Annotated in this window: 24 protein-coding genes; 3 read left to right on the forward strand and 21 right to left on the reverse strand. The window is 50.2% G+C overall.

Annotated elements, in window-relative coordinates; all coding sequences use genetic code 11:
* Positions 1–8: 8 nt before the first annotated feature.
* From mraY to hflX, 10 genes are all read right to left on the reverse strand, one after another.
* Positions 9–977, reverse strand: a complete 969-nt coding sequence (gene mraY / locus FXY30_RS05580) for a phospho-N-acetylmuramoyl-pentapeptide-transferase (protein WP_071705687.1) — start codon at positions 975–977, stop codon at positions 9–11.
* Between the two features lie 69 nt (positions 978–1,046).
* The gene (locus tag FXY30_RS05585; RefSeq protein WP_071705688.1) at positions 1,047–3,263 is read right to left on the reverse strand and encodes a peptidoglycan D,D-transpeptidase FtsI family protein; all 2,217 of its coding nucleotides are present in this window, start codon (positions 3,261–3,263) and stop codon (positions 1,047–1,049) included.
* Between the two features lie 21 nt (positions 3,264–3,284).
* Positions 3,285–3,866: a cell division protein FtsL gene (locus FXY30_RS05590; RefSeq protein ID WP_071705689.1), complete on the reverse strand. Its 582-nt coding sequence runs from the start codon at positions 3,864–3,866 to the stop codon at positions 3,285–3,287.
* 1 nt (position 3,867) lies between these two features.
* Positions 3,868–4,821, reverse strand: coding sequence for a 16S rRNA (cytosine(1402)-N(4))-methyltransferase RsmH (rsmH, locus tag FXY30_RS05595; RefSeq protein WP_071705690.1), 954 nt, complete (start codon positions 4,819–4,821; stop codon positions 3,868–3,870).
* Positions 4,822–4,830: 9 nt separating this feature from the next.
* A complete protein-coding gene (gene mraZ, locus FXY30_RS05600; protein ID WP_071705691.1) occupies positions 4,831–5,268 on the reverse strand; it encodes a division/cell wall cluster transcriptional repressor MraZ in 438 nt (145 codons plus the stop codon).
* 229 nt (positions 5,269–5,497) lie between these two features.
* Positions 5,498–6,280, reverse strand: a complete 783-nt coding sequence (gene lgt, locus FXY30_RS05605; RefSeq protein WP_071705692.1) for a prolipoprotein diacylglyceryl transferase — start codon at positions 6,278–6,280, stop codon at positions 5,498–5,500.
* Positions 6,273–6,944 (reverse strand): TIGR01906 family membrane protein, encoded by a 672-nt coding sequence (locus FXY30_RS05610; protein WP_071705693.1) that lies wholly within the window; start codon positions 6,942–6,944, stop codon positions 6,273–6,275. The genes lgt and FXY30_RS05610 overlap by 8 nt, the downstream gene beginning before the upstream one ends.
* Positions 6,941–7,666: a YebC/PmpR family DNA-binding transcriptional regulator gene (locus FXY30_RS05615; protein WP_071705694.1), complete on the reverse strand. Its 726-nt coding sequence runs from the start codon at positions 7,664–7,666 to the stop codon at positions 6,941–6,943. Before FXY30_RS05615 ends, FXY30_RS05610 begins: the two co-directional genes overlap by 4 nt.
* A gap of 5 nt (positions 7,667–7,671) precedes the next feature.
* Positions 7,672–8,316 (reverse strand): IMPACT family protein, encoded by a 645-nt coding sequence (locus tag FXY30_RS05620; RefSeq protein ID WP_071705695.1) that lies wholly within the window; start codon positions 8,314–8,316, stop codon positions 7,672–7,674.
* Positions 8,313–9,434, reverse strand: a complete 1,122-nt coding sequence (hflX, locus tag FXY30_RS05625) for a GTPase HflX (protein ID WP_071705696.1) — start codon at positions 9,432–9,434, stop codon at positions 8,313–8,315. Before hflX ends, FXY30_RS05620 begins: the two co-directional genes overlap by 4 nt.
* Positions 9,435–9,630: 196 nt before the next feature.
* Between hflX and FXY30_RS05630 the strand changes: the two genes are divergently transcribed.
* The 3 genes from FXY30_RS05630 (at position 9,631) to FXY30_RS05640 (ending at position 14,740) form a co-directional block, all read left to right on the forward strand.
* Positions 9,631–12,591, forward strand: coding sequence for a transglycosylase domain-containing protein (locus tag FXY30_RS05630; protein ID WP_071705697.1), 2,961 nt, complete (start codon positions 9,631–9,633; stop codon positions 12,589–12,591).
* Positions 12,592–12,681: 90 nt separating this feature from the next.
* A complete protein-coding gene (locus tag FXY30_RS05635) occupies positions 12,682–13,380 on the forward strand; it encodes a response regulator transcription factor (protein WP_071706128.1) in 699 nt (232 codons plus the stop codon).
* Positions 13,370–14,740 (forward strand): sensor histidine kinase, encoded by a 1,371-nt coding sequence (locus tag FXY30_RS05640; protein ID WP_071705698.1) that lies wholly within the window; start codon positions 13,370–13,372, stop codon positions 14,738–14,740. The genes FXY30_RS05635 and FXY30_RS05640 overlap by 11 nt, the downstream gene beginning before the upstream one ends.
* Here FXY30_RS05640 and dusB read toward each other — a convergent pair.
* From dusB to dut, 11 genes are all read right to left on the reverse strand, one after another.
* Complete coding sequence (gene dusB / locus FXY30_RS05645; protein ID WP_157885040.1) at positions 14,737–15,750, reverse strand: tRNA dihydrouridine synthase DusB; 1,014 nt, start codon at positions 15,748–15,750, stop codon at positions 14,737–14,739. The two genes, FXY30_RS05640 and dusB, sit on opposite strands and share 4 nt — an antisense overlap.
* Before the next feature lie 2 nt (positions 15,751–15,752).
* On the reverse strand, positions 15,753–16,622 hold the full coding sequence (locus FXY30_RS05650; RefSeq protein ID WP_083428238.1) for a type III pantothenate kinase: 870 nt from the start codon (positions 16,620–16,622) through the stop codon (positions 15,753–15,755).
* A gap of 14 nt (positions 16,623–16,636) precedes the next feature.
* Positions 16,637–17,260 (reverse strand): ECF transporter S component, encoded by a 624-nt coding sequence (locus FXY30_RS05655; protein ID WP_071705699.1) that lies wholly within the window; start codon positions 17,258–17,260, stop codon positions 16,637–16,639.
* Between the two features lie 63 nt (positions 17,261–17,323).
* A complete protein-coding gene (locus tag FXY30_RS05660) occupies positions 17,324–18,955 on the reverse strand; it encodes a CTP synthase (RefSeq protein WP_071705700.1) in 1,632 nt (543 codons plus the stop codon).
* Positions 18,956–18,963: 8 nt separating this feature from the next.
* On the reverse strand, positions 18,964–19,596 hold the full coding sequence (locus FXY30_RS05665) for a DUF5673 domain-containing protein (protein ID WP_071705701.1): 633 nt from the start codon (positions 19,594–19,596) through the stop codon (positions 18,964–18,966).
* Positions 19,593–21,461, reverse strand: a complete 1,869-nt coding sequence (ftsH, locus tag FXY30_RS05670) for an ATP-dependent zinc metalloprotease FtsH (RefSeq protein ID WP_083428240.1) — start codon at positions 21,459–21,461, stop codon at positions 19,593–19,595. Before ftsH ends, FXY30_RS05665 begins: the two co-directional genes overlap by 4 nt.
* Complete coding sequence (gene hpt, locus FXY30_RS05675; RefSeq protein WP_071705702.1) at positions 21,458–22,039, reverse strand: hypoxanthine phosphoribosyltransferase; 582 nt, start codon at positions 22,037–22,039, stop codon at positions 21,458–21,460. Before hpt ends, ftsH begins: the two co-directional genes overlap by 4 nt.
* Positions 22,036–23,517: a tRNA lysidine(34) synthetase TilS gene (gene tilS, locus FXY30_RS05680; RefSeq protein WP_071705703.1), complete on the reverse strand. Its 1,482-nt coding sequence runs from the start codon at positions 23,515–23,517 to the stop codon at positions 22,036–22,038. Before tilS ends, hpt begins: the two co-directional genes overlap by 4 nt.
* A gap of 10 nt (positions 23,518–23,527) precedes the next feature.
* On the reverse strand, positions 23,528–24,211 hold the full coding sequence (locus FXY30_RS05685; protein WP_071705704.1) for an FtsB family cell division protein: 684 nt from the start codon (positions 24,209–24,211) through the stop codon (positions 23,528–23,530).
* The gene (locus FXY30_RS05690) at positions 24,208–24,459 is read right to left on the reverse strand and encodes an RNA-binding S4 domain-containing protein (protein ID WP_071705705.1); all 252 of its coding nucleotides are present in this window, start codon (positions 24,457–24,459) and stop codon (positions 24,208–24,210) included. Before FXY30_RS05690 ends, FXY30_RS05685 begins: the two co-directional genes overlap by 4 nt.
* Positions 24,460–24,542: 83 nt before the next feature.
* Positions 24,543–25,016, reverse strand: a complete 474-nt coding sequence (dut, locus tag FXY30_RS05695; RefSeq protein ID WP_083428242.1) for a dUTP diphosphatase — start codon at positions 25,014–25,016, stop codon at positions 24,543–24,545.
* Between the last annotated feature and the right edge of the window lie 26 nt (positions 25,017–25,042).

A 25,042-nucleotide genomic window follows, 5' to 3' on the forward strand; every position in this document is an offset into this window, starting at 1 on the left:
TTCGCAAGTTACCAGATCCAAACCGTCAGCAGGCACAGTAAAATGCTCACGAGTGAAAATGCCGCAGTGACTTTCTGTTCTGGAAATCCCTTCAATTCAAAATGATGATGAATGGGACTCATGAGAAAAATCCGTTTCCCTCCCGTACGTTTGAAATACGCCACCTGAAGGATCACGGAAAGTGCCTCCATAAGATAGATTCCTCCCAAGACAATTAAAAATGGCAAGCGATTCATTACCATCAATATGGCAGTGAGTGCACCGCCGATCGCCATGGAGCCGGTGTCTCCCATGAAGAGAGAGGCCGGATGGCTGTTAAAAAAGAGAAATCCAACCAGCACGCCGGCGAAGAGAATCGAGGCGAGTCCGGCCCGCTCCTGCCCTAAGACAGTTTGCTGGCTGAGAAAGGCCAGCGTGAGAAATACCGGAAGAGAGACACCGGCGCAAAGGCCATCCAGTCCATCCGTCAAATTCACCGCATTGACCGTACCTACCATGATGAAGGCCAACAAAGGGATGCTCAGCAAGCCGATATGCCATTGCCAGCCGAAAAAAGGAATGCGTTGTATGGCCATCTCCGGTGTGAAAAAGTAATGAATGCTCAGCAAAACGACCGCAAAAGCAAACTGGAGTATCAATTTTTGCCGCGGCGTCAAGCCTTCACTTTCCCGTTTTTTCACCTTCTCAAAATCATCTAAAAAGCCGATCGCTCCGAAGCCCAGCGTGCAGATGGCGATAAGCAAGGTTGCCACATTTCCTTTTCCGCAAAACAACAGTAAAAGGAGAAACACCGCGGTAAATGCGACACCGCCCATCGTGGGAGTCCCTTTTTTCTTATAATGTGCCTTATTCCCTTCCTCGCGAATTTCCTGTCCCAGCGACTCTTTTTTGGAAAAGCGAATCCAACAATAGGTTCCCGCGGCGGATACGAGCGCCGCTAATATCCCCCATGGGAAAACCGCTTGAAAAGTCTCCATGTTTTTTCTCCTTCTCTCCTGTATTGTTTCTCCGAACAAGCGACGAATTCGACACCTGTGCAGTTTTTTCTATTGCCCACGTTCGGAGGTGCTCTCCGATTTTTCCTGTGCAGCAGGCTTTTCTTTCACCGTCGGATCCGCAGTAAGCACAATAGCGGTTCCCTTTTCAACAACCGTTCCCGCCTCGGGATTCTGTGAGATGATGACGCCATGATCCGCTCCGTCCAACGATACGGCGATCGTTGCCTGTTGCAGAATCGGCCTGACCTCTTCCACGGACATACCAACCAATGACGGAACTCGAAAACGTTCTTTCTCATCCGGTCGACATTCTATCACGCTTTGCAATGGGATGAGCGTTCCGGCTTCCGGAGTTTGACGCTCGATCAGCGTAAAATCGTTCATTGCGCCATAAACGCTGAGCTTGAATCCGGCTTTTTGAAGGATTGTTCTCGCCTCGCCCACCGTCTTCTTGCAAACATCCGGCACTGTCTGCCCTTCGTCTTCGTTTTTCCTTATATCCTTTTTAATCGCCAGAAGTCGTTCCAACATTTTGGCGCTGATTTCTCCTGCCACTTCATTGCCCATGCTTTTCGTCTTGGGATTATGGATCACCACAAAGAGTGCCTCTTCCGGTTTTTCTGCCGGATACACACTATAAAGCGAGGCAATGGTCTTATTCGTATATTCTCCATTTTCCATAACCGTCGTCGTACCGCTTTTCGATCCCACTTCCATTTCTTTTATGCGCTCGACCTTCAAATGCGATACATGCGTAGTGCTGATCAAATACCGTCGCATCGTCTCCACTGTTTCCTGCGAAAAAATGGGATCCATGACGCTTTCACGAAATTGGGAAAGCACCTTTCCATCCTGTGCGGAAGAGGTGGCAAACAGATGTGGTGTACGGTAATAACCGCCGTTGATGACCGTGTTGACCGCGGTCATCATCTCCAACGGGGTTAAGGAGATGCCATGGCCATACGACATGGTTTGCATCTGGATGCTTTGCAGCTTCTCTACGTTTTCCGGGAAAAGAGAAGCCTGCTCGCCCGGCAAATCGACCCCTGTTTTGCCCCCCATGTGCAAGGATTGTAAATAGGAAAAAAAGTTATCCGGGCCTATGTCGCGCACCACTTGCACAAACGCCGGATTGCAGGAATGATTAAGAGCCTCTTCCAATGTTTGTGAACCGTGCGGGTGATCGTGACGCCAGCATTGAATCCACACGCCGGGCGCCAACTCTATTTTTCCCTTGCATATATAGCGCGATTCCGGAAGAGAAGATTTGGTCTCCAAAGCAATGGCGGAGGTAAGCGTTTTAAACACCGATCCGGGCTCATAAATCGTAGAGACCGCGGGGTTTTTCCATCGGGAATACAGCAGAGAAAGACGTTCCTCGTCACTCATGGCTTTCCAAGCGGCTTCCTCCACCCCGCTCGCTGTCGCGCGCGGAGTATTCGGATTAAAAGAGGGATAGCTTTCCATGGCCAGAATCTCACCCGTATTGGGATTCATCAAAATCGCCGTACCGGAATCCGCCTGAAAATCATTGATCCCTTTTCGTAATTCTTCCGATAGAACTCGTTGCGCATCCAGATTCACGGTCAGATGCAAATTTTGTCCTTCTTCCGACGCGTAACGTTCCACAGCTTCGGTGGGGATGATGTTGCCGCCTAGGTCACGGGAGAGCCTCATCTGCCCCCCTTTTCCGCGCAAAAGCTCGTCATACTGTGCCTCTAGGCCATAGGCTCCTTTCCCCTCATCATTGACGAAGCCCAATCCCTGCGCCATCAAATCCTGGTTGGGATAATACCGTTCCGCCTCTTGCACCACGCGATAGGCACGAAGCCCGGAGCTCTGAAGCTGCTCCATTTCTTTTGGTGTCAGTTTTGTCTTTAACGCCACATCGTAGCGAGAGGAGGCAAAGGCTTGTGCCACCTTTTCCTTCTCCATATGAAGAATATACGAAAGCAGCTCGATCGTTTCCTTTTTATCCTTCTCTTCCACTTCCCGAGGAAAAACATAGATCGTGTTCACCATGACCGAAACGGCCATCGGCCGATTGGCCGAATCAAAGATGGTACCGCGTTTCGGCTTCACCTCAATAGTTCGACGACGCTGTGCCAATGCCGCTTCTTTGAAAGGTTGCCCTGCCAGCACCTGTAAATAGAAAAGCCGAGCCAGAAATCCAATTGCGATGAGCAATGCGACAATAAAAACGAATCGCACGCGCGCGATCGGATGAACTCGTCTCGGCGTATTGTTCTTTTGTGTTGTCTTCATGCGTTTTTCACCCCGGCGGCACTACTCCTGCATTTGCGGACTGGCCGCGATTGTCCTGTGCTCTACAGAGAGAGAAGCGGCATGATTCTTCATCGCAACGGCAGAATCGCCCTTCGTGGAAAGAATCTGCTCTTTCGAGGGATACTGCATACCTAAACGACGTTTCGCCAGCTCTTCAATGCGCGAAGCTTCCGTATAGGGTGCTAACTGCATCGTCAGCGTATCATATTGTGCACGAAGATTTTCCACCTGTGTTGCCGTTTCTCGAATATTCCGGTTCATTCCGGATAATTCATTATAGCGCAGGAGACTTGTGATGAGCAACAGCAGGGTTGCTGCCGTGCAAAGGACAAGGGCCGTCCAATAAAACACGCGTAGGCGAACATGCGTTTTTACCGCCGCTGATTTTCGGCTCATCGCCAGAGTTCTCTCGGAAGCCACGCTTCTCGCCCGCACATTGGTCTTGGTTCGGGAATGGGAATGAGCAGGCACGCCTTCCTGATGACGAGGTGTAACGACGGTTAAGCGCTTTCGTTTTGCAGGAAGCTTGTATGGTTGTGGGAAAGCGAATGTATCGGATTGACGTACGGTTGCGGTACTCATGTTATTCCTCCTGTTGGTGCGCGATGCGTTCCAAAACTCTCAATTTTGCCGAACGCGCTCGAGGGTTTCGCTCCTGTTCTTCCTTAGAAGCCTCAATCGGCTTTCGCGTGCAGATGCGAAAATCCGAAGCATAATCGCATGCGCGAATCGGAAGGCCTGCCGGAAGTGTCGGCCCTTCCGCCAAACGACGAAATGCGTTTTTCACTATGCGATCTTCGAGCGAATGAAACGTGATAATGCAGAGTCTCCCATGCAATGCAAGGTGTGACGCTGCTTGTTCGAGTCCACTTTCCAATGCATCCAACTCGTGATTTACTTCGATACGAAGTGCTTGAAACACCCTTCTCGCAGGATGCTTATCCTGCATGCGCACTTTTTTAGGGATGGCTTTTTGAATGACCTTGACCAGATCGAAGGATGTTTCAAGTGGCTTCGCACCTCGTTCAACTACGATGAATTGAGCAATCCGCTTCGACCAGCGCTCTTCACCGTACCGATAGAATAGATCCGTTAACTGTTGCTCCGAATAGGTGTTGACAATTTCTTTGGCCGTCGGCACATCCGCCTGTCGATCCATACGCATGTCCAGTGGTGCATCACTGTGATAGGAAAATCCGCGTTCTCCGGTATCCAACTGGTGGGAAGAAACTCCGATATCCATCAAAATGCCGTCCACTTCAGGCATGTTCTGCTCCTCCAGAACGTTGCCCAGATGTCGGAAATTGCTGTGAACAAAAGTAATGTGCTCCGCCCAGGGGGCAAGCTTTGTTCGTGCTTCTGCGAGGGCTTCTTCATCCTGATCCAAGGCCAAAAGCCGTCCGCTTGCGATCTGTTTTACAATTTCTTTCGCATGGCCGCCCCCGCCTACTGTTGCATCCACATAGCAGCCATCCGTACGAATCGCTAATGCAGAAATCGTTTCCTCTAACAGCACCGGAATATGGAAATCGGACATTGCGGCCTCCTATAGATCAAATCCGTCATCGTTCAAGGTTTCTGTTAACGCATCCAAATCCATGGCCTCGGAGGAAGAAAAGCTGTCCCATTTCTCTTTCGACCAGACTTCAATACGATCCGAAACACCGATGATCACCACATCACGTTCAATGGAGGCGAAGGCGCGGAGTTGTGGCGGGATGAGAAATCGCCCTTGTTTGTCACAGGCGACCTCCATTGCCCCGGAATAAAACGCACGCGAAAAATTTCGCGCCGCTTTTGCCGTTAAACGGAGTTGGCTAATTTTTTCATCCATGACCTTCCATTGCTTTTGGTCGTAAATGAAAAGACAGCCCTCCATACCTCTCGTGATGATGAAAGTGTCGGAAAGATCCTCGCGAAAACGAGAAGGAAGGGAAACCCGTCCTTTCGTATCCACACTGTGGTTGTACTCTCCGATAAACATTCCACTTTCCCCCACTTTTTACCACTTTCTGCCTTCTTGATACCATTTTAGACAACTGGACCGCTTTTGGCAAGGCAAGAAACAAAAAAAAGACACAAAATCATCAAAATAATGATGATTTTGTGTCTTTTGTGGATCGCGTGAAAATAGCCGCAAGAAATTGGAGTACTTCTTGTCGGCGAACCGTTATTCTGCACCTGTTGCAAGTCAATGAACCCGCTAATTGCCGTTAGCGCTCCGGATGCTTTCCTTTGTCTGCATTAAGTGATTTTTCTCCCTTTTTGGAAAGCACAACATAGCCGAGCAGACCAAGGAGCATTCCCCCAATCGCTAAAAGCTGTGCGACACGCAGTGCCCCAAAATAGAGGCTGTCTGTACGAAAGCCTTCGACGATAAAACGCAAAATACCGTAAAAAACGAAGTACAGAGAAGTGGTCTGTCCATCCACCTTGGTGCGTTTTCGCAGAAAATACCAGAGAAAAAGAAAAAGCAGAAAATCGCCTGCCGATTCATAAAAGAACGTCGGATGGTGAGGTTTTCCATCGATGAGCACCGCCCACGGAATGTTTGCGGCATACCCGTAAGCTTCATTGTTGAAAAAATTTCCCCATCGTCCGATAGCCTGCGCCAAAGGCAGAAACGGAATAATACAATCCGCTACACGCAAAAACGAAATATTGCGGCGGTGCAGATAGATCCAACTCACCAAAAGGCCGACCATTACGCCACCTTGAATTGCTAGACCCCCGGAACGCAGATTGATCACATCCCACAGGGAGGAAAAGCGCTGCGGTTCAAAAAGTACATACCAAAGACGAGCTCCAATTACCCCCAAAGGAAGCACCCACAGGGAAAGATCGTAGACGATATCTTCAGGCATTCCCTTTCGTTTGACTTCGCGGCTACTGAGCAATACTGCAAGAAGCATCCCCGTAACAATTAAAACGCCGTACCAGCGCACTTCCAAGCCAAAAAGCGTGATAGCCACGCCATTTCCGGTATATTCAAACATCCTTTTCTCCTTTCGGCATGCCCTTCTTTGCCGAGATAAGGTGCCGTCCGGCTAACGTCCACAGTCCTTGTCCCAGAAGCGTCCCCACCACAAAGCGAAGAGCGATCCCCTTTGCCATTGCCATGAAAAAGGGGGCTGGCATCATTTGAATCATCAGGTCTGTGTCCACATTGAGAATCCATAGATCATTGCGAAAAAAGACGTGATGAAAGGTCGTAAAGACCGTTTCCCAAGATTGCGTCGCCAAAAAAGCAACCCCTGCCAGCAAAACGAAGACAGCGCCCTGGGTCAGCCACGCTACATATGCCGCTTGCGGATGTTGATCCCGACAACGCGCCACCAAGAATGCCGAGGCTCCGGCGATGCCGATCAGGCTTACCACACGAGCTAAAGAGAAAAGCCCAAATACATCCTCCATATGAGCGCATTCCCGCTCGCCAAAATGATCACTCATCCTTGAAGGCTCCCCCGTCTGAAGGTAGAGCACGATATCACGATTGACGATATCCAACTCCTGCTGCGTCTTTCCGGTCGCCTCCTCAATATTAAATCGTTGCTGAAACGCATGATAATCCGCCGTATTATACGCAACCGAAAAAATAGAAAAGCCGAGACTGCACAGGGAAAAAAGGAGGGTAAAGAGAACGCCGCTTAGCCGCTTCATTCCTGTTCCCAGTTGGTGTAGACATCCTGCACGTCATCATCGTCTTCCATCACGTCCACCAAGGTCTCCATCAATTTCTGATTTTCTTCATCCTCAATGCGGACCGTGTTTTTCGGCAAATAGCCGGTTTCCGCGACACGGAACACGTAGCCTTTCTCGACCAACGTATCATTAACCGTCGAAAACTGTGCCGGATCCGTCAGCAAAATATAACTGCCCTCTTCATGGCGCACATCCTCCGCACCGGCATCCAGAGCATCCATCATGACGGTATCTTCCTCTTTGCCCTCGTCGTCCGTTACCAGAATGCCTTTATAGTCAAACTGAAACATGACCGATCCGCTTGTGCCGAGATTTCCGCGGTATTTATCAAAATAATGGCGCACGTTCGCTGCGGTGCGGTTCTTGTTGTCCGTCAGACAGGAAACGATCACTGCCACGCCTTCGGGTCCATACCCTTCATAGACGGCATGGCTGTACTCCTGACCGTCCAAGTCGCCTAAGCCTTTTTTGATGGCGCGATTAATGTTGTCGTTAGGCATATTTTCAGCCTTGGCCTTCTCAATCGCCATCTTTAGGGAGGCATTATAGTCCGGATCACCGCCGCCTTCGCGTACTGCCACCATGATCATGCGACTGATCTTCGTAAACGCGCTGGCGCGCTTGGCATCTTCCTTGCCCTTTACGTTTTTTACCTTACTCCACTTATTATGTCCTGACATACTTCCTACTTTCGTTCTACCGGTCGTCCGATTGCATCCGTGGGAAAGGAAAACTTCTCTCCCACCCTCCAGTCTATTTGTCCACTCGTCAAATTTAACAGCGTGGATTGAATCTTGTCAATCTCTTCTTCGGGAAGCCAATAGCACACCGTCACTTTTTCCCCGTATTCACGCGATCGCTCCCGCAAGTTTCGAAGCGCATAGTCACATTTTCCCTGCACGGGATAGGCATAACGAATCGTCACCTCCCGGAAGGGGGAATAAAACACAGGCGATGCGGCCTGCAATGCATCCGTACAGACCTTAGTGTATGCGCGCACCAGCCCCGAAGCGCCCAGCTTCACCCCACCGAAATAGCGAACGGCTACAATCAGTACATCGTCAACATCTTCCCGCTGAAGAACGGCAAGCATGGGAAGGCCGGCAGTACCTTGCGGTTCGCCGTCATCCTCCGCTTTCTGCCGAATGCCGTTTTCTCCCAGAATATAAGCGCTACAATGATGCGTGGCCGTCGGATGTGCCGTTTTGATTTCCTCTAATGCCGTTTCTGCCTCTTCAACCGTTTGCACACGTCTGGCATAGCCGATGAAGACCGATTTCTTGATGGTAAAGCGCACTTCCGCGTCATGCAGCAGGCTGCGATAGCTCATGTGTTCCTCCCCGTTGCCGCCGAAGTGCCGAAGAGCTGCTGCTGAATACGCTGATGCAAACGAAGAATATCCTTGTCACAGGTAGCGCTGATGCGCAGGGTTTCCTCCGGCGGGGTGACTGCACCGTCATCTCCCAAGTCCATCTTGTTAAGCACATATAAGACGGGAATGTCCGCGCGGCATTCCTGAATACATTTTTGTACGGTTTCTATACGCTCGTTCGCTCCTTCTTCCGCAGCATCAATGACATGAACAAGCAAGTCGGCATAGCTAATTTCTTCCATCGTGCTGGCAAAGGGTGTGGATAATTTTTTGGGAAGATCATGGATAAAGCCGATGGTATCCGCTAAAAGGTACGTTCCTTTCCCCGGCTCCTCTATACGACGCATGCTCACTTCCAAAGTCGCAAACAGGCGATCATCAGCATACACTTCTTTTTCTTTTCTTCCGAAGTGGGATAGAAGAGCATTCATAATCGTAGATTTTCCCGCATTTGTATACCCTACAAGGCCAACGATGGGGTAGGTGGATTGACGACGACGCTTGCCGGCTTCACGCTCCTGTGCAGTGATGCGTTCACGTTGTTTACGCAGGCGTTTGATGCGCTGTTCAATGCTTCTTCTGTCCGTTTCCAGCTTCTTTTCACCCGGGCCGCGCGTTCCGATACCCCCTCCGGTTCGGGAAAGAGCTTTACCGTAGCCGCGCAGAGCGGGCAGCCGATAGGCGAGTTGTGCCAGCTCCACATCCACTTTTGCCTTTTTACTTCGGGCGCGAAGGGCGAAAATATCTAAAATTAGATCCACGCGATCCAAAACGCGACAAGGAAGCATTTCGGAAAGATGGAGTCTTTGGGCACCGGAGAGCTCCTGCTCGAAAACGACGAGATCAATCGACTGCTCTTCTACCATCTGCGCCATTTCTTCAATTTTTCCCTTTCCCAGCAATGTTGCCGGATGGTAGCGCAGGACATTTTGCGTGATGCAACCGATCACCTCTCCACCGCAAGAACGTACGATTTCACGCAATTCCCCGATACGACGTTTTTTTTCCTTTTCGCTCACCTGTAAAAACGCAAAGGCCAAAAGCGCGCGTTGCTTTCCTCTTGTGTTCGTCGTCATACACTGTTTCCTTCCTTCGTCTCGACTATTTTATCATACTCCTGTCCGATGCCCTTCTCCAGGCAAGTCCCTTTGTCGACATATGGGCAAAAGGGAGAGCCTATTTCTCCCTCATCAAGGCCTGTATAAAGCTGTACGCTTTATGGTAAAATGGACAAAACATCGATAGATCAGTGTTCTATGCAAGGAGAATAATATGGTTCAACACACCGTTTCAAACATACGCAAAATTGTCGCTATTGTCGTCCTAAGCTTTTTGATTTTTTTAGCGATTCTTGGCGGCTACTTGGTCGGCTCCATGCTGGAAATTGCAAAAGCCGCGCCAAAAATGAATCCGGATCTGTTGCTATCGAATCTGAAAGAAAACTCGCAAATTGTCGATATGAAAGGCAATCTCATTGAGCAAATTGATACGGCAGAATACCGTAAAATCGTGCCCTACGAGCAGATTCCCAAAAATCTGATTAACGCTTTTATCAGCGCAGAAGACAAGCGGTTCAAGTCCCATGATGGTGTGGACCTCTACGGCATCGCTGCCACGATCCGTGATTTTGTGCGTTCCGGCGATATGCGCGGAGCCTCCACCATCACCATGCAATTGGCCCGCAACGCCTTTCTGAGCAGTGACGTCAACTGGAAGCGTAAAATTCAGGAGATCTTTTTAGCGTATCAGATTGATGATCAGCTCGATAAAAAGCAAATCATGGAGTCGTATCTTAATCGAATATTCTTTGGCCAAAATGCCTACGGCGTCGAAGCCGCTTCTCAAATCTACTTCTCCAAACATGTGCAGGACCTGAGTCTGGCACAGTGTGCAACGCTTGCGAGTATCGTGCCCGCTCCTTCCCGCTATGCTCTCTATTCCACGTATCGTCCCTCGGAGGTGACCGATGAACGTGTGTTGGATGAAACAGAAATTAACGGCGAACGATATCTGGCCGTCTACAATCCTCCTGCTTATGAACGAGCGAAATGGGTGCTTTCCGAAATGAAGAAAAATGGCTTTATTACGGAAGCGGAATATAAAGAAGCCGTCAACACGGATGTCGCATCCACGATAAATGCGCCCGAAAAACGTGCCGAAAATCTTTCTACCTACATTACCGACCTGGTAAAAGAACAGGCCGTATGGGCCTTAATGGATTCGCAAAACATTTCCCGTCAGGAGGCAAGGCAACTTCTGATGTATGGCGGCCTGACCATTACCTGTACGGTGGACATGGAGTTGCAGCGTAAATTGCAGGATCTGGTGGCGTCGCTGACAGCTTCTGTTCATTCGCCGACCGGTCAAGTATCTCCCTTAAAATTAAATCTTCGTTATGATGAGTACGACAATATTATCGGGCGCAATGGCTCTTTACTTTACTATCGCAAATCCAACCTGTTGGATGATAACGGCCGTGTAGTGGTACCGCAAAAGCAATTCCGAATCGATGATCAAGGCAATCTGATTGTTCAGCCCGGACGCCTGCGCGGATACAGCGGATATATCGATATCATGGATTTCTACACGTTTGACGAGAACGATGTCCTTCGGGCACACAGAGTCGGCACTATTCCCGTCGACAATAAGTATCTCACTGTCGATTCTGACGGCACCATGCACATCGCCAAGGCATTTTTCGATTCGAATACTACGCCGCTCTACACCATACGAGACGACGGTGCCATGGTGCTCAACCGTGACTATTATGACTACGACGATGTCGGTGTAAAACAGCCTCAGGTTTCTTTTACCGTGCTGGATACGGCAACTGGTGAGGTGCGCGCCATCATTGGCGGTCGCGAACAGGATGATCGTCATTTCCTAAACCGTGCCTCCAGTTATCCCCGTCAGCCGGGCTCGTCCATCAAACCCATTGCCGATTATACGGGCGCCATCGCCACCGGAAACAACCAAGGTGTCGCTATGGATGATGCGCCGGTAGAATTGCTGGAGGATCATCCATGGCCTGTGAACGTCGATGGTCGCTATCGCGGCATGATGTCGATGCGAGAGGCGTTAGTACGTTCGTCCAACCCGGTCGCTATACGTTGGTTAAAGAAAATAGGCATCGATACCTCTAAAGAATATCTGGCACGCTATGGCATCATCAACCGGGAACATCCCGACCGTGACCACTTTGTAGAGGCTGCAGAAGACAGTCAATACAATGACGAAAACTTGGCTCTGGGAATCGGTTCCATGACGCACGGTTTAACATCGCTGGATATGGCCGGTGCCTATCAAGCCATCGGAAATAATGGAACGCGCGTACCTGCGATGAGCATTTCCAAAATTACGGATAATCGTGGAAAAGTCTACTATGAGAATAAGCATGAAGGCGTAGAGGTTCTTTCCCCGCAACTGAATTATCAGCTCGCCGACGCGTTGCGTCACGTGGTGCAAGACGGATTCGCAAACGCAACGGTCCGTGGAGGTGACATGGACTTAATCGGCAAAACAGGAACCACGGATAACAAAATGGACTTTTGGTTTGCCGCCTCCACTCCCTACTACACGACCGCCGTCTGGGTAGGACCCGACAATGCGCTTATTTCCCTAGCCGGTGACTCCCGCACGCCTGCCAACATTTACGCCAATATTCACGCGATTCTGCACGAAGGACGCGAAGCAAAAAAATTCCCCATTCCGGAAGGCGTTTACGAAGCGGAAGTATCCAATATGACAGGGCAGAAACCCACTGCGGCAACCGTTTCGGGCGGTGGCGTCATGCTTGTCCCCGTCAGCAAAGAAACCGAGCCGAAAAGTGAAGACACCGCTTACGTATTTCGAGAACTCGATGCGCGTAATGATTTGCTGGCGAACGACAAAACACCGGCGCGTCTTCGCATACCGAAAGTGTTTATTGTCCGTCCTTCCGATTATGATCCTTCCAAATTCAACGGAGTGGTCCCGGAAGACTGGGGACGCCAAGTTCCTACCAAAGTATCGGAGCTCGGCAGTACCATTCCGCCGGAAACTTTTACAAAAGATGGCTTGACGACGGTGCGCGAATACAATCAAGACGATGGAAGCTACAAGGAAACTACAACACTTCCGGACGGAAGCGCCGTCATCGTTTACTTCGACCGAACCGGCAAAGAGTTAAGTCGAACCGCTGTGCCTCCTAATGGTCATGCGTCTTCCCCGGCCGGTGGACAGTCCTCCCAGTAAACGCAAAAAACAGCAAAGAGGCTTGAGGAAATGGCAGAAACAAGAAAAGAGGTGTTCTGCTTTTCCGATAACGCTATAGAAAGGGACATCATGGAACAACGCAAAATACTGCTTGTCGAGGATGAAGAAGGCATCATTAATATTGAAAAGGCCTATCTGGAAAAAGCGGATTATGTCGTCGAAAAAGCGATGGATGGAAACGAAGCGCTCGAACGTTTTGCCGATTTTCAACCGGATCTGGTGGTGTTAGATCTTATGTTGCCGGGAAAATCCGGAGAAGAGGTGTTAAAGGAAATCAAAGCCCAGAGCGATACCCCCGTCATCATTGTTTCCGCCAAATCCGAAGAAGATGATCGCGTCGAAAACTTGCGCAACGGTGCGGATGATTACATGGTCAAGCCCTTTTCCGCTCGCGAGCTGGTAGAACGTGTGCGTGCCATTCTGCGCCGCCTACCTCTTAATAGTACCGGAAAAATGATACAGACCAAAGACGGACGATTGCGGATGGATACCGAATCCATGCGCACCTTCGTCAATGATCAGGAAGTCCATCTGACAAAAAATGAATTTCTGATTGTGCAAACACTGTTTACGCATCCCAATAAAATCTATACGCGTGATGAAATCATCGAAGTGACCTTTGGAATGGACTACGAAGCATTCGATCGTGCCATTGATACGCACATCAAAAATATTCGCCAAAAAATCGAAGTAGACCCGAAGAATCCGGTCTATATTAAGACGGTGTACGGCGTAGGCTATCGTGCCGGAGGCTTTGATGAAGCTTAGGACGCGACTAAGTCTTTCCATTATCATCCTTGTCTTTGTGACGATGGCGGTCATCGCCTACGGCATGCAACGTGCCTATTCGGATTCATTTTTCAATTATCTCGAAGAGGAGGATGATGCACGTTTAAAACGCATTGTGCGGGATATCGGCACCATTGCCAGCAAGGAATCGCTGGATCTTACAAAAGATGGCATCAACGAGCAGTTGCAGAATTATGCCCGCGATGCCAACATCAATATAACAATTATGGACAACGAGTCGGCCATCTTGGGAAATTATCGTGGTCTCGTGGAAAATGACAATGCGGATATTCAAGTGGATCAATACCAGCTGGTCGACGGACGAGGTGACAAGCGCGGATCCATGCTGCTCACATATGATCGCAGCAATCCGGCACTGACGCATGCGCTGCAAGAATTTCAACGCCGCTCACTGGGCTCCACCATGTTCGGCATTATTGCTTTCGGGCTCGTGGCCAGTATATTCAGTCATTTCTTTTCTAAACAGATTACTAATCCGATCGAAACCCTGCGCATTGCAGCGGAGCGTATTCGGAACAATCAATTTGATATTACGCTGGTGGATTCCAAGTTTGATGAATTGCAAAGTTTGAATGCGAATATGCAGTATCTGGCTTCTTCCCTACGTCAACAGGAAGACGCTCGCCGCAGCTATGCCCAAGACATTTCTCATGAGCTACGCACGCCATTGACAAATATGCAGTTGCATGTCGAGGCCATGAAAGACGGTATTATTCCATCGGATGAAAAAAACTGGGCGCAAATCGAAGCCAATATTGCACAGCTCACGCTTCTGGTTGAGCGCTTGAAAAACACCTTCCGCGAGGCTTCCCTGGTTGCCGCCGAAGACATTCGTTATGTCGACTGCTCGACCCTGACAGCGCGCGTCGTGGACAGCTTTGAGCCGCGCATCGTACAAAAACACGGCATTTTCATTCGCGCCATCGACCCGGCCATCAGTTTACAAACGGATGAACGCCTGTATTCTCAGATTCTCAGCAATCTCCTTTCCAATGCCATTAAGGCCATTGAGGAAGGCGGTCAGATTCGTGTCGCTTTAAATCAGGATCGCAAATTTGTAGTCCTTACCGTTTCGGATAACGGGATCGGCATCGCACCAAAAGATTTGGATCATCTCTTTGATCGCTTTTACCGCGTCGATTCTTCACGCAATCGCACCGTCGGTGGGCAGGGCCTCGGTCTCGCCATTACACGCAACATTGTGCAGCAATTGGGTGGTCACATTGAAGTCACCAGCAAGCTTCGAAAAGGCACCACCTTTCGCGTGCGTCTGCCCGGTGAGTTTTTTAGTTCTTTAGAAACGAACCGAAGAAGCTAACGAGCCGAAGAAGCTAACACGCGAAATTTTTCCAATTCCTGCCGAACGGACTCCATGTTCGTAATCGTCATAATCGCTGCTTTTGTGCGCGCCGATCCGTGAAATCCTGCCAAATAACAGGCCATGAGCTTGCGCATTTCTAAGATGGCACGCTGCTCCCCACGGCAGGCGATTTCACGCTCATAGTGATCCAATAAAACATCGAGTACCTCATCGACAGAAACCGGCGCATAAGAGCCGGTCATACGATATTCATGAATCTGACGAAACAGAAAGGGATTGCCCATCGCACCTCGCCCGATCGCAATGCCGTCGCATCCGGTCCACGTCTCCATTTTTATTGCTTCTTCCGGTGTTGTGACATCTCCATTTCCTACCACTTGCACGTGCAAGGCGTCTTTTAAACGCGCGATGGCCTCCCAATCCGCTTTTCCGGCATACATCTGTTCCCTCGTGCGGGCGTGCAATGTAACGCGTGCAATTCCTTCTTCCTCGGCAATATGCGCAAGCGTAAGATAGTTGATGGATGACGCATCCCACCCAAGACGCATTTTGACATAGACCGGCTTTGTCGATGCCTGCACCATGGCGTGAAAAAGAGTTTGGGCCTGCTTCGGATCACGCATCAGAGCACTGCCTTCCCCATTGCGCACAATTTTCGGAGCCGGGCATCCCATGTTGAGCTCCACCGCTTGAAAGCGGTCATCCGCATTAAAACGCGTACGGATGACTTTCGCTAATACGCAGGGATCTTTTCCGAATAGCTGCACGGTCAGCTTGCCTTCCTCCCCTTTCTCCAGCATATGCTCCGTTCGAGCACTGTCATAAAGAAGCGCCTGCGCACTGATCATCTCCGTCGTCGCTTCCTCACAGCCGTACTGAAAGCAGATTTCTCGAAAGCAACGATCGCTTACCCCTGCCAGCGGCGCCAAAGACACAAAAGCGGAAACCGGCTCCTCTCGGTGGCCGGTTTCCATGGAAAATCCCTTGTTTTGAATCGGTTCCTGCATGGTCATCCTTCTTGCTCGCGGTGTGATTCTTTTTCATCGCGCAACCGTTCATTCTCTCTTGCTCTCATCGTGCGATTGTAAATGAGACGCAAGCCTAAAAGATTGAGATCGCGATTGACACCATCAACATATTTTGAATTCTGGGAAAGAAGCGTTGAAAAGCCGCCCGTAGCAATCACACGTGGCTTTTTATCGGTCTGTTCTTTCAGTTCAGCTAAGATGCCTTCTGTAATGCCGTCAATTAAGCCGATAAAGCCCCGAACCAGTCCGGCCTGCATGGCATTGACAGTATTCGTCGCAATGATTTTTTCAGGCTGCATCAGCTCAACACGAGGCAGTTTGGAAGTGCCGTGCGTTAAAGCAGCAGCTGCAATGCGAATTCCCGGCGCAATCGTGCCGCCGATGTATTCACCGTGCGCATTGACGACTTCATGGGTAATGGCGGTTCCGATATCAATGATGATCAACGGTCCGCCATATAGCGCATATCCGGCGACCGCATCGGCAATGCGATCGGAGCCGACTTCGCGAGGATTATCCACGCGCAACGGCAATCCGGTCTTCGTCCCCTCACCAACAATTATCGGCGTAAGCTTTAAAAAGCGTTCGGACATGGCACTCATCTGGTGCACCAACTCCGGCACAACGCTGGAAAGAATAACGGCGCAAATCATTTCCCGATTGTAATGAAAATGACGCAGAATCTGTTCCAGTTCAATGCCGTATTCATCGGACGTTTTTTCGCTGTCGGATTGGATGCGCCATTGATGAACGAGGTCTTCGCTATGAAACAGACCAAAAGTGATGTTGGTGTTTCCTGCATCAATAGCCAACAGCAGCGAACGACTTTTCGGTTGATCCGCCTTTTCCATGACATTTCCTCCCGTTAGGCTTTGTTCGATGTCTCTTCCTCCTGCGCATCGTTAAGCGGCTTACGGTGTTCTCGCTTTTCTAATATGCGCGCAATGGGCGTCGAAACCACTGCGGCCAAAATCGCTTCCGGAATGCCGTTGGCTACAACGGTTGTGAGCACCATGGCGCCCACCGCTTCGGATGTGATGTTGCGCACTTCGGCAACGCGAGCGGCATACACCAGATAAAGTGTCCCCATCACCATCAACGTATGCATCACCGTGCCGATGATAGCCGGCAACGAATAACGAATGATCACATTCTTATTACGCCAAATCGTAGCAAGGTAGCCCACGATCACGCCAAAAAGCACGCGAGGCAGAACGCTGATTAGCGGATTGGCAAAAGCAAAAGACAACGGACCGGAAAGTCCCTGTAATGCGCGAAGCATGGAATTGAGCCCAAACGCCAATCCTAAAATAAATCCATAGGGAACACCGCCGATAATGGCTCCTAATACGACCGGAATGTGCATGGTCGTTACCTGAATCGGTCCGATGAGGATGTAGCCGATGGGCAAAGCGCTCAATACCAGCATTAGGGCGATCAAAACACCTAAGCGTGCGAGATTCCGTCCGTTAAAAAATTTGTTTTTCATAGTTCCTCCGATCCGGCTCACTGAGGATGCCGGTCCATTCGGGGCCATGCCCCAGCTACTTTTTTACTTCGCGGTCGTTTTCGATGCCGATGCTTTTTCCTTTCGCTCCAAGCTGGCACGCACCAGCCCCGTAAACAACGGATGCGGTGCATTCGGCCGTGATTTGAACTCCGGATGAAACTGTGCGGCAATGAAATACGGATGCGCAGGAATTTCTACAATTTCCATCAGGTTCTTCGCAAGTTGAACCCCGCTGAAGACCACGCCCGCCTTTTGCTCAAACAGCTCCTTGTATTTGTTGTTGAATTCATAGCGATGACGATGCCGCTCAACAATGTTTTTCTGTCCATACAATTGATGTGCCAACGTACCTTCCATTATGGCGCAATCGTTATTGCCGAGACGCAACGTTCCGCCCAGGTCCGTTTCTTCGGATTGTCCATCGAGGAAGGTGATGATGGGATTGGCCGAGTCGGTATGAAACTCTAACGACGAGGCATCCGTGATTCCAAGAACATGGCGCGCAATTTCAATGCACGAAATTTGCATGCCCATGCAAATGCCCAGGAAAGGAATGTTATTTTCACGCACATAGCGCACCGTCTCAATCATGCCCTCTGTCCCCCGTGAGCCGAATGCTCCGGGGATAATGATGCCGTCATACGGAGACAGAATCCGTTTCGCGGTTTTTTCCGTTATTGTTTCGGAATCCACATAGCGCACGTCAACCTTGGCCCCCAGATGATAGCCGGCATCCCGCACTGCCTCGAAAACGGAAAGATACGAATCGCTAAGCGCCGTGTATTTTCCAACCAGCGCCACCGTCAGCTTTTTCTTGGCGGCCTTAAATGTAGCGCACATCTTCGCCCAGTCGCCCGTATGATCCTCACGCGTTTTCAGGTGGAAATGACGAAGAATATACTGATCCAGCCCCTGTGCTTTGAATACCAGCGGTACCTCATAGATGAGATCCACCGTCTTGGATTCTACGACCGCTTCTCGCGGCAAATCGCAGAAAAGACAGATCTTTTCATACACATCTTCCGTAATGGGCTTGTCTGCACGGAGAATGAACACATCCGGTTTAATGCCGTAGCTCATCAATTCCTTGAAGGAATGCTGCGCCGGTTTGGTTTTTAACTCACCCGTTCCCGGAATGGTCGGAATGAGCACCGTATGCAGAAACAGCACGTCATCCGAATTTTCGGAATGGATTTGACGAATGGCTTCAATAAACGGTTGAGACTCAATGTCTCCCACCGTACCACCGATTTCCGTAATGATGAAATCGGCACCGGACTCTTCCGCTACGGAATAGATTTTTTCTTTTATCTCATTGGTGACATGCGGGATCACCTGTACGGTTTTTCCCTCGTAATCACCCGCTCGCTCCTTGCGAATGACATTAGAATAGATGCGGCCGCTGGTAACCGAAGAGTTTTTCGTGAGTTCTTCGTCGATAAAGCGCTCATAATGTCCTAAATCCAGATCGGTTTCGCCCCCATCGCGCGTAACAAACACCTCGCCATGCTGATAGGGGCTCATCGTTCCCGGATCGACATTCAGATAGGGATCAAACTTTTGCATGAATACGGAATAGCCGTTGTCTTTGAGCAATCTTCCTACACTTCCGGCGCTGATGCCCTTGCCGATGCCGGAAACGACACCACCGGTCACGAAAATAAACTTTGCCATGTCTCCCCCTACGACTCCGTCGTTTCGCTCTTTTCTGTCTGTGAAGCCTGTTCTTCTTCGCTCAATGCTTTCTCCTGCGCCTTTTCTTGGAACATCGCGGATTTTTTACCAAGTTTGAATTCGCGAATGCGTGCATTGATTTCGCTCATGTGTGTGCGGCCTATCTGCAACACCTGACGCGTCTCATTCTTGCCGAACTCTTTCGTGATGATGACCAAATTGCCCGTTTTCGTGTCCCAGGCCCATTTGCGAAGTTCCTGCCAGGGGATAAACTTATTGTCGGCAAAGAGTCCTTCCTGCGAAACAATTACCTTGTTCTTGGAAGAAAAATAAAACGTAATGCCCAAGAACATCATCATCACACCACGGGCATATTCTTTCTGGCTCACGATGGTCATCACACCGAAAATGAAAATGATGGACATCAAGACCATGTTGATCGACTTCGGGCGTGTCGAAAACGAGTACTTTGGCTCCTCCAGTTTGCGCTCCATCCGAATGGCTCGAACCACCTGATAGAGCAGAAAGATGAGCATGCCCAGATAGAGCAAGTCAATAATCGTTATCGTCATGCCGGCAATGTGAATGCCCGGCATTGTCGCTTGTGCATTTTGTGCCTTGCTTGCCGCTTCTGAGCTCATGCGTTTGCTCCTCCCTTTTCTTCCGCCATCACTCCATAGGTCTGGAAAAGTGTTTCAAACTCTTCCGCATGCATGGTTTCTTTTTCCAAAAGGACATTGGCCAATTGATCCAGCATCTCCCGATTGCAACGCAAGATGCTCATGGCACGTTCCATCGCGTCACTCATGATGCGACGCACCTCTTCATCAATCGCTTGCGCCGTTTCTTCGGAATAGGAGCGGATCTGACCGAGGTCATTGCCTAAAAACACATTGTCCTTTCCCTCTTCGTACGTTACAGGGCCCAATTTCTCGCTCATACCATATTTAACGACCATATTGCGCGCCATCTTCGTCGCACGCTCAATATCGTTGGAAGCACCCGTAGAGATATCATCCAGCACCAGTGCCTCCGCCGCACGTCCGCCCAAAAAGCTGACGATTTCCGTTAACATCTCATTGCGTGACATGAATTGGCGATCATCTTCCGGTAAAAACGAAGTGAACCCGCCGGCATAGCCGCGCGGCACAATCGTAATCATATTGACTTTATCCGTATCCGGCAGTGCGCGCGTTACGATGGCGTGGCCGCTCTCATGATACGCTGTCAGCACACGCTCTTTTTGAATCACTTCGCGCGATTTTTTCTCGGGGCCGGCTACCACTTTAATCGAGGCCTCGATGAACGTATTCATATCAATCGCGCTCTTGCCCGCGCGAGCCGTAAGAAGTGCCGCTTCGTTGGCCATATTCTCCAAGTCCGCCGGAGTGAATCCCGCCGTTTGACGCGCCAAAGAAGAATAGTCAATATCCTGGGCAACCGGTTTATTGCGCGTATGCACCTTTAAAATCGCCTCACGCGCTTTGGCATCCGGCATACCCACCATAACCTGACGGTCAAAGCGTCCCGGGCGCAGCAACGCCGGATCGAGGATGTCTGGCCGGTTCGTTGCCGCCATAATGATGATGCCTTCGTTCTTATCGAAACCGTCCATCTCGACCAGTAGCTGATTGAGCGTCTGTTCGCGCTCATCGTTGCCGCCGCCCAGACCCGCTCCACGGCGTCGACCCACCGCATCGATTTCATCTACGAAAATGATACACGGTGCATTTTTCTTGCCTTCCGTGAACAAATCGCGTACGCGGGAAGCGCCCACGCCAACGAACATTTCGACAAAATCGGATCCGGAAATGGAAAAAAACGGCACCCCTGCTTCGCCGGCAACGGCTTTGGAAAGATAGGTTTTTCCGGTTCCCGGCGGGCCCACCAACAAGACTCCTTTGGGAATACGCGCACCCAAATCAAGGAACTTGCGTGGATTCTTGAGGAACTCTACGATCTCAGAAAGCTCTTCCTTTTCTTCCTGTAAGCCGGCAACATCCTGAAACGTAACTTTTTCGCCTTTATCCTGATGCATCTGGGCCTTGCTCTTACCGAAGCTGTTCATGCTGCTGTTTTGCATCGCCGTACGCTTGAAGAAGCTATACATCATGAAGCCGAGCAGCCCCAAAAACAGAATATCCGGCAGCATCGCCAAAAAGGGGTTCGGCTCCGGAATCGCCTGAAAGACCATTTCGAGATTCCCCTTCTTTACCTGCGGCGCGACATGCTCTTGGTAGAAGGTTGGAAAATATTGCTGCGGAATAATCACTTCAAAAGGCGTTTTGTCTTTGTCGTTCAACACGCCGCGCAATTTTTCACCCTGATAGACAAGGCTTTTCACATTTCCGTCATCCAATTGGGCAATCAACGCATTGTGCGTCATCGAGCTCTTCTGCGTATTATTCGCATTAAAAAACATGAAGATGAGGGCAATCATCATCAAGGGGAGCAGATAGCTCACCAGCATGCCCAAATTGTTCCGATTGGGGGTCTTTTTGTTCATTCCTTCGTCCTTCCCTGCTCATGACGATAATAAATCGGGTTGAGCGTACCGATAAAAGGCAGATTGCGCAGCTTTTGGTTAAAGTCCATGCCATACCCGATCACGTACTCATCCGGAATGGCAAAGCCGACATAGTCACCCTGAATATCCGTTACACGGCGTTCCGCCTTATCCAACATACAAGCAATCTTAACGCTGTGTGCTCCACGCGCAAGCAGGTTTTCCAACAGATATTTTAGCGTATAGCCGGTATCCACAATGTCTTCGACAATGAGGACATTTTTCCCCATGATCGGCTGTTCTAAATCCTTAATGATTCGAACATCGCCGCTGGAAACCGTTCCTGCTCCGTAGCTGGATACCGACATGAAGTCAATTTCCACATCGAGGTCAATGTGCTTGAGCAAATCTGCCATAAAAACGGAGGCGCCTTTGAGAATGCCGACGACCAATAAATCCGCCTTCTCCTTCGCATAATCCGCCGTGATTTTGGCACCAATTTCGGCAACGCGGCGTTGAATCTCCTCTTCGGTGAATAGAATGCGATCGACGTATTGTTGTAAGTTCTCTCCACTCATATTTTTCTCCAATTGATGATCACCATGTTTCGGCCGGGCTGAACGATCCGCCTTGCACTTCTTCCCAACCCAAGCACCCACAAAATATCTTCTCCATCGGTAAGGATGGGCCAATGATTGCGCAGTACGGCAGGCACATGCCAGGCATTCCACATTTTGCGTAAAGGCTTTGAACCTCCCCCAAAAGAAACAAAGGTGTCACCCGCCCGTGCAAAGTGCCATGTTAACCCGTCCAGTTCTGTTGCATCGATTGCGCAAGAGGCCGCCGGTAAAGACGTCAGAGAGGATACGGTTGCCGAATCAACCTGTGATATACACGAAACCGTGCATCGCCCTGAAAAGATATCCTGTTGTCGTCCGTCCCGATCGGCGGAAAGCGTTAAGCATGCTTCCGATTCTCTTTCCAAAGTCTGAAAGCGCGCAAGCGATAAGACATGCACGCCTTCAAAATCAGTTAAAAACATCATACCATAAAGTGAAAGACATTTACCGCTCGGACGACGGAAATGACGTCGAATCTCTTCTTCTTCCTCGAAAGGAAGCATCGCCGCTTCCTGCTTCTCTCTAAGCCAAAATGCTCGTACCCAGTGTCGAATGATACGCCGTTGAACGGCAAGCGGTTCCGCCAAAAAAGCATCACGTCGCAGAGCGATGCTTTTAAGAAAATAGGCGTTACGAGCAAGAGAAGACGAGGAAAACGGGTCTGCTTGCGCTCCCGTTTCCGACATTCGAGAAAACGATGCCTGCGCAACCGCATCCAGATAGGCATTATCTGCCCGTGCAATTTCCCCTAAGCGTACCAACGACTCGTCCACCGCCGGATTGATGTCGCGACGAAGCGCGGGAAAAAACAGATTTCGAAGGCGATTGCGCGTTGCGTCCATCTCCTGATTGGTATGATCCTCACGCCATGTAAAACAGCGCGCGCGATGAAACTGTTCAATACTTTCTTTTGTAGCAGATAGTAGCGGTCTCACCAAAAAAAACGAGGAACGTTCCTCCAACTCCGCCATGCCGCTCAGCCCATCCGGCCCGCAGCCACGAAGGATATGAAACAAAATGGTTTCTGCCTGATCCTGAAGATGATGTCCAAGAAACAGCAACGGCTTCGGTTCATCCGATGTCCATTCTTCATCTATGACACGCGTAAAAAACGCATAGCGCAACACGCGCGCAGCCGTTTCGATGGACTCTCCGGTTTGCCGCACTCTTTCCGCTACATCCACGTGTGTGGAACAAAAACGCCATCCGTGCGTTTCCGCCCAATCGGCCACAAAGCGCTCATCGGCATCGGCATCCTCTCCGCGCAAGCCATGATGGACGTGCAACACCGTAGGTGTGGAAAGCGAAGGGCGGCCTTGCAAAGCATCCTTCAACAGCCTTGCCACTGCCATCGAATCCGCTCCACCCGACACGGCCACATAAATACGCCGCGGCGTCTCTAAAAGAGATACTACTTCCGACGAAAAGGTCGGCATTTTCTTTGGATTACTGTCCATTATTCGATGCGGAAGATTCCGGGCTCTGCTCTGCAAGAGGCGCCGTCGAAGCGTTCGTATCTCCGGAAGCAGTCGGCTGAGTAGATGCGGATTCCGCAGCCGGTGCGGTCGAAGACGCCTGCGCCGCCTTCTGTTCCTGCTCTGCCTTATACTTTGCCAACGCATCCTGATTGATTTGCATGGTCCCGTCTCCCATATCCACCAAAATTTCATTGGGACGCAGCATGCCTAACTTTTCGTGCGCATATTTTTCGATAAACTGATCGGTATTGACGATGTCCAACTGACTCTTCAGATCGTTCACCGAGGTCTGCAGCTCTTCACGCTGCGCTTCCAGTGAGGACTGCATAGCTTTGGTTTCGGTCAGCTGCTTGGAAGTGCTGTTGAGGGTAAGAGCCGTCGGGATGAGAATTAACAGCAAAATGACGAAAAGCGCAACGACGCCCAAACTGGAGCGATTAAAAGGCGAACGCTTACGATAGGAGCGGCCCTGCTCTGCCGCATTGTTCAAGCGTGACGCTTTTCGCACACTGCGTCCTTCCTTCTTGCGGGATGCGCGACGGGCATCAACGCGCCCACCTCTTTGCAATATTTCCTCTTCATCAGAAGATCGCTTCTGTCTGGGAGCTCCTGACGGATCCGTTTTCGGCAAAATGGATTTAAATTGGCTCATTCCTCTTCTCCTATCACACGATACATTTCCTGTGCCTGTTCCTTTCGCACAGTTTCCGGCACGGCCAGTATTTCAATTTCCAGGGTTTTATTGCCAAATGCGATTTTCATGGTATCCCCCGCAGCAACCTCGGTTCCGGCTTTCGCGGTCCGCCCGTTTACGTCAATGCGTCCGCCGTCCGCCGCTTGTTTGGCTACCGTGCGACGTTTGATCAGGCGTGCGTTTTTCAAAAATTTATCGACTCGCAACGTTATCCTCCTCGTTGAAAAATGAGTATATCTCTATATTTTCCCTGCGATTCGCAACCATAGGCCTATGCGAATCGCCGACGTTAAAAGCGACCGCTTGAACCGAATCCCTCTTCGCCCCGATCGGTTTCGCTGAGCGTTTCCGTTTGCTCTAAAATTGGTTGAAGATACGGGACAACGATCATCTGTGCCACGCGTTCTCCTTGGGCCAGATGCAAGGTATCTTCCCCGTGATAGAACAGAGGAATGCGAATTTCTCCTCGATAATCCTCATCGATCACGCCAATGCCATTGGATAACACCAGCCCTTTCATGCCCAAGCCCGAGCGAATCGCCACCAGTCCGAACGTGCCTTTCGGCAATTCCACGGAAATGCCGGTATGTACCACGCCATGGTCTCCCGGATGAAAGGTCAACCCCTCTTCATTCATAAGCGGCAAATCCAACCCCGCCGCAAACGCGTTTGAGTAACTCGGCTTTTTTCCGGTTGCACAATAGCGCATCACGATCGGTCCATTTTCTCGTGCCGTCGTAGATGCTTTTTTCTCCTCGTTCATGCCTTCTCCTCATTTTTCTCTTTTTT

The organism is Murdochiella vaginalis, from assembly GCF_902381775.1.
Classification (GTDB): Bacteria; Bacillota; Clostridia; order Tissierellales; family Peptoniphilaceae; genus Murdochiella; species Murdochiella vaginalis.

What these genes read in the sequence shown, in the direction of transcription:
- mraY (WP_071705687.1), bottom strand. Translation starts at nt 977, where the DNA reads ATGGAGACTTTTCAAGCGGTTTTCCCATGGGGGATATTAGCGGCGCTC.
- FXY30_RS05585 (WP_071705688.1), bottom strand. Translation starts at nt 3,263, where the DNA reads ATGAAGACAACACAAAAGAACAATACGCCGAGACGAGTTCATCCGATC.
- FXY30_RS05590 (WP_071705689.1), bottom strand. Translation starts at nt 3,866, where the DNA reads ATGAGTACCGCAACCGTACGTCAATCCGATACATTCGCTTTCCCACAA.
- rsmH (WP_071705690.1), bottom strand. Translation starts at nt 4,821, where the DNA reads ATGTCCGATTTCCATATTCCGGTGCTGTTAGAGGAAACGATTTCTGCA.
- mraZ (WP_071705691.1), bottom strand. Translation starts at nt 5,268, where the DNA reads ATGTTTATCGGAGAGTACAACCACAGTGTGGATACGAAAGGACGGGTT.
- lgt (WP_071705692.1), bottom strand. Translation starts at nt 6,280, where the DNA reads ATGTTTGAATATACCGGAAATGGCGTGGCTATCACGCTTTTTGGCTTG.
- FXY30_RS05610 (WP_071705693.1), bottom strand. Translation starts at nt 6,944, where the DNA reads ATGAAGCGGCTAAGCGGCGTTCTCTTTACCCTCCTTTTTTCCCTGTGC.
- FXY30_RS05615 (WP_071705694.1), bottom strand. Translation starts at nt 7,666, where the DNA reads ATGTCAGGACATAATAAGTGGAGTAAGGTAAAAAACGTAAAGGGCAAG.
- FXY30_RS05620 (WP_071705695.1), bottom strand. Translation starts at nt 8,316, where the DNA reads ATGAGCTATCGCAGCCTGCTGCATGACGCGGAAGTGCGCTTTACCATC.
- hflX (WP_071705696.1), bottom strand. Translation starts at nt 9,434, where the DNA reads ATGACGACGAACACAAGAGGAAAGCAACGCGCGCTTTTGGCCTTTGCG.
- FXY30_RS05630 (WP_071705697.1), top strand. Translation starts at nt 9,631, where the DNA reads ATGGTTCAACACACCGTTTCAAACATACGCAAAATTGTCGCTATTGTC.
- FXY30_RS05635 (WP_071706128.1), top strand. Translation starts at nt 12,682, where the DNA reads ATGGAACAACGCAAAATACTGCTTGTCGAGGATGAAGAAGGCATCATT.
- FXY30_RS05640 (WP_071705698.1), top strand. Translation starts at nt 13,370, where the DNA reads ATGAAGCTTAGGACGCGACTAAGTCTTTCCATTATCATCCTTGTCTTT.
- dusB (WP_157885040.1), bottom strand. Translation starts at nt 15,750, where the DNA reads ATGCAGGAACCGATTCAAAACAAGGGATTTTCCATGGAAACCGGCCAC.
- FXY30_RS05650 (WP_083428238.1), bottom strand. Translation starts at nt 16,622, where the DNA reads ATGGAAAAGGCGGATCAACCGAAAAGTCGTTCGCTGCTGTTGGCTATT.
- FXY30_RS05655 (WP_071705699.1), bottom strand. Translation starts at nt 17,260, where the DNA reads ATGAAAAACAAATTTTTTAACGGACGGAATCTCGCACGCTTAGGTGTT.
- FXY30_RS05660 (WP_071705700.1), bottom strand. Translation starts at nt 18,955, where the DNA reads ATGGCAAAGTTTATTTTCGTGACCGGTGGTGTCGTTTCCGGCATCGGC.
- FXY30_RS05665 (WP_071705701.1), bottom strand. Translation starts at nt 19,596, where the DNA reads ATGAGCTCAGAAGCGGCAAGCAAGGCACAAAATGCACAAGCGACAATG.
- ftsH (WP_083428240.1), bottom strand. Translation starts at nt 21,461, where the DNA reads ATGAACAAAAAGACCCCCAATCGGAACAATTTGGGCATGCTGGTGAGC.
- hpt (WP_071705702.1), bottom strand. Translation starts at nt 22,039, where the DNA reads ATGAGTGGAGAGAACTTACAACAATACGTCGATCGCATTCTATTCACC.
- tilS (WP_071705703.1), bottom strand. Translation starts at nt 23,517, where the DNA reads ATGCCGACCTTTTCGTCGGAAGTAGTATCTCTTTTAGAGACGCCGCGG.
- FXY30_RS05685 (WP_071705704.1), bottom strand. Translation starts at nt 24,211, where the DNA reads ATGAGCCAATTTAAATCCATTTTGCCGAAAACGGATCCGTCAGGAGCT.
- dut (WP_083428242.1), bottom strand. Translation starts at nt 25,016, where the DNA reads ATGAACGAGGAGAAAAAAGCATCTACGACGGCACGAGAAAATGGACCG.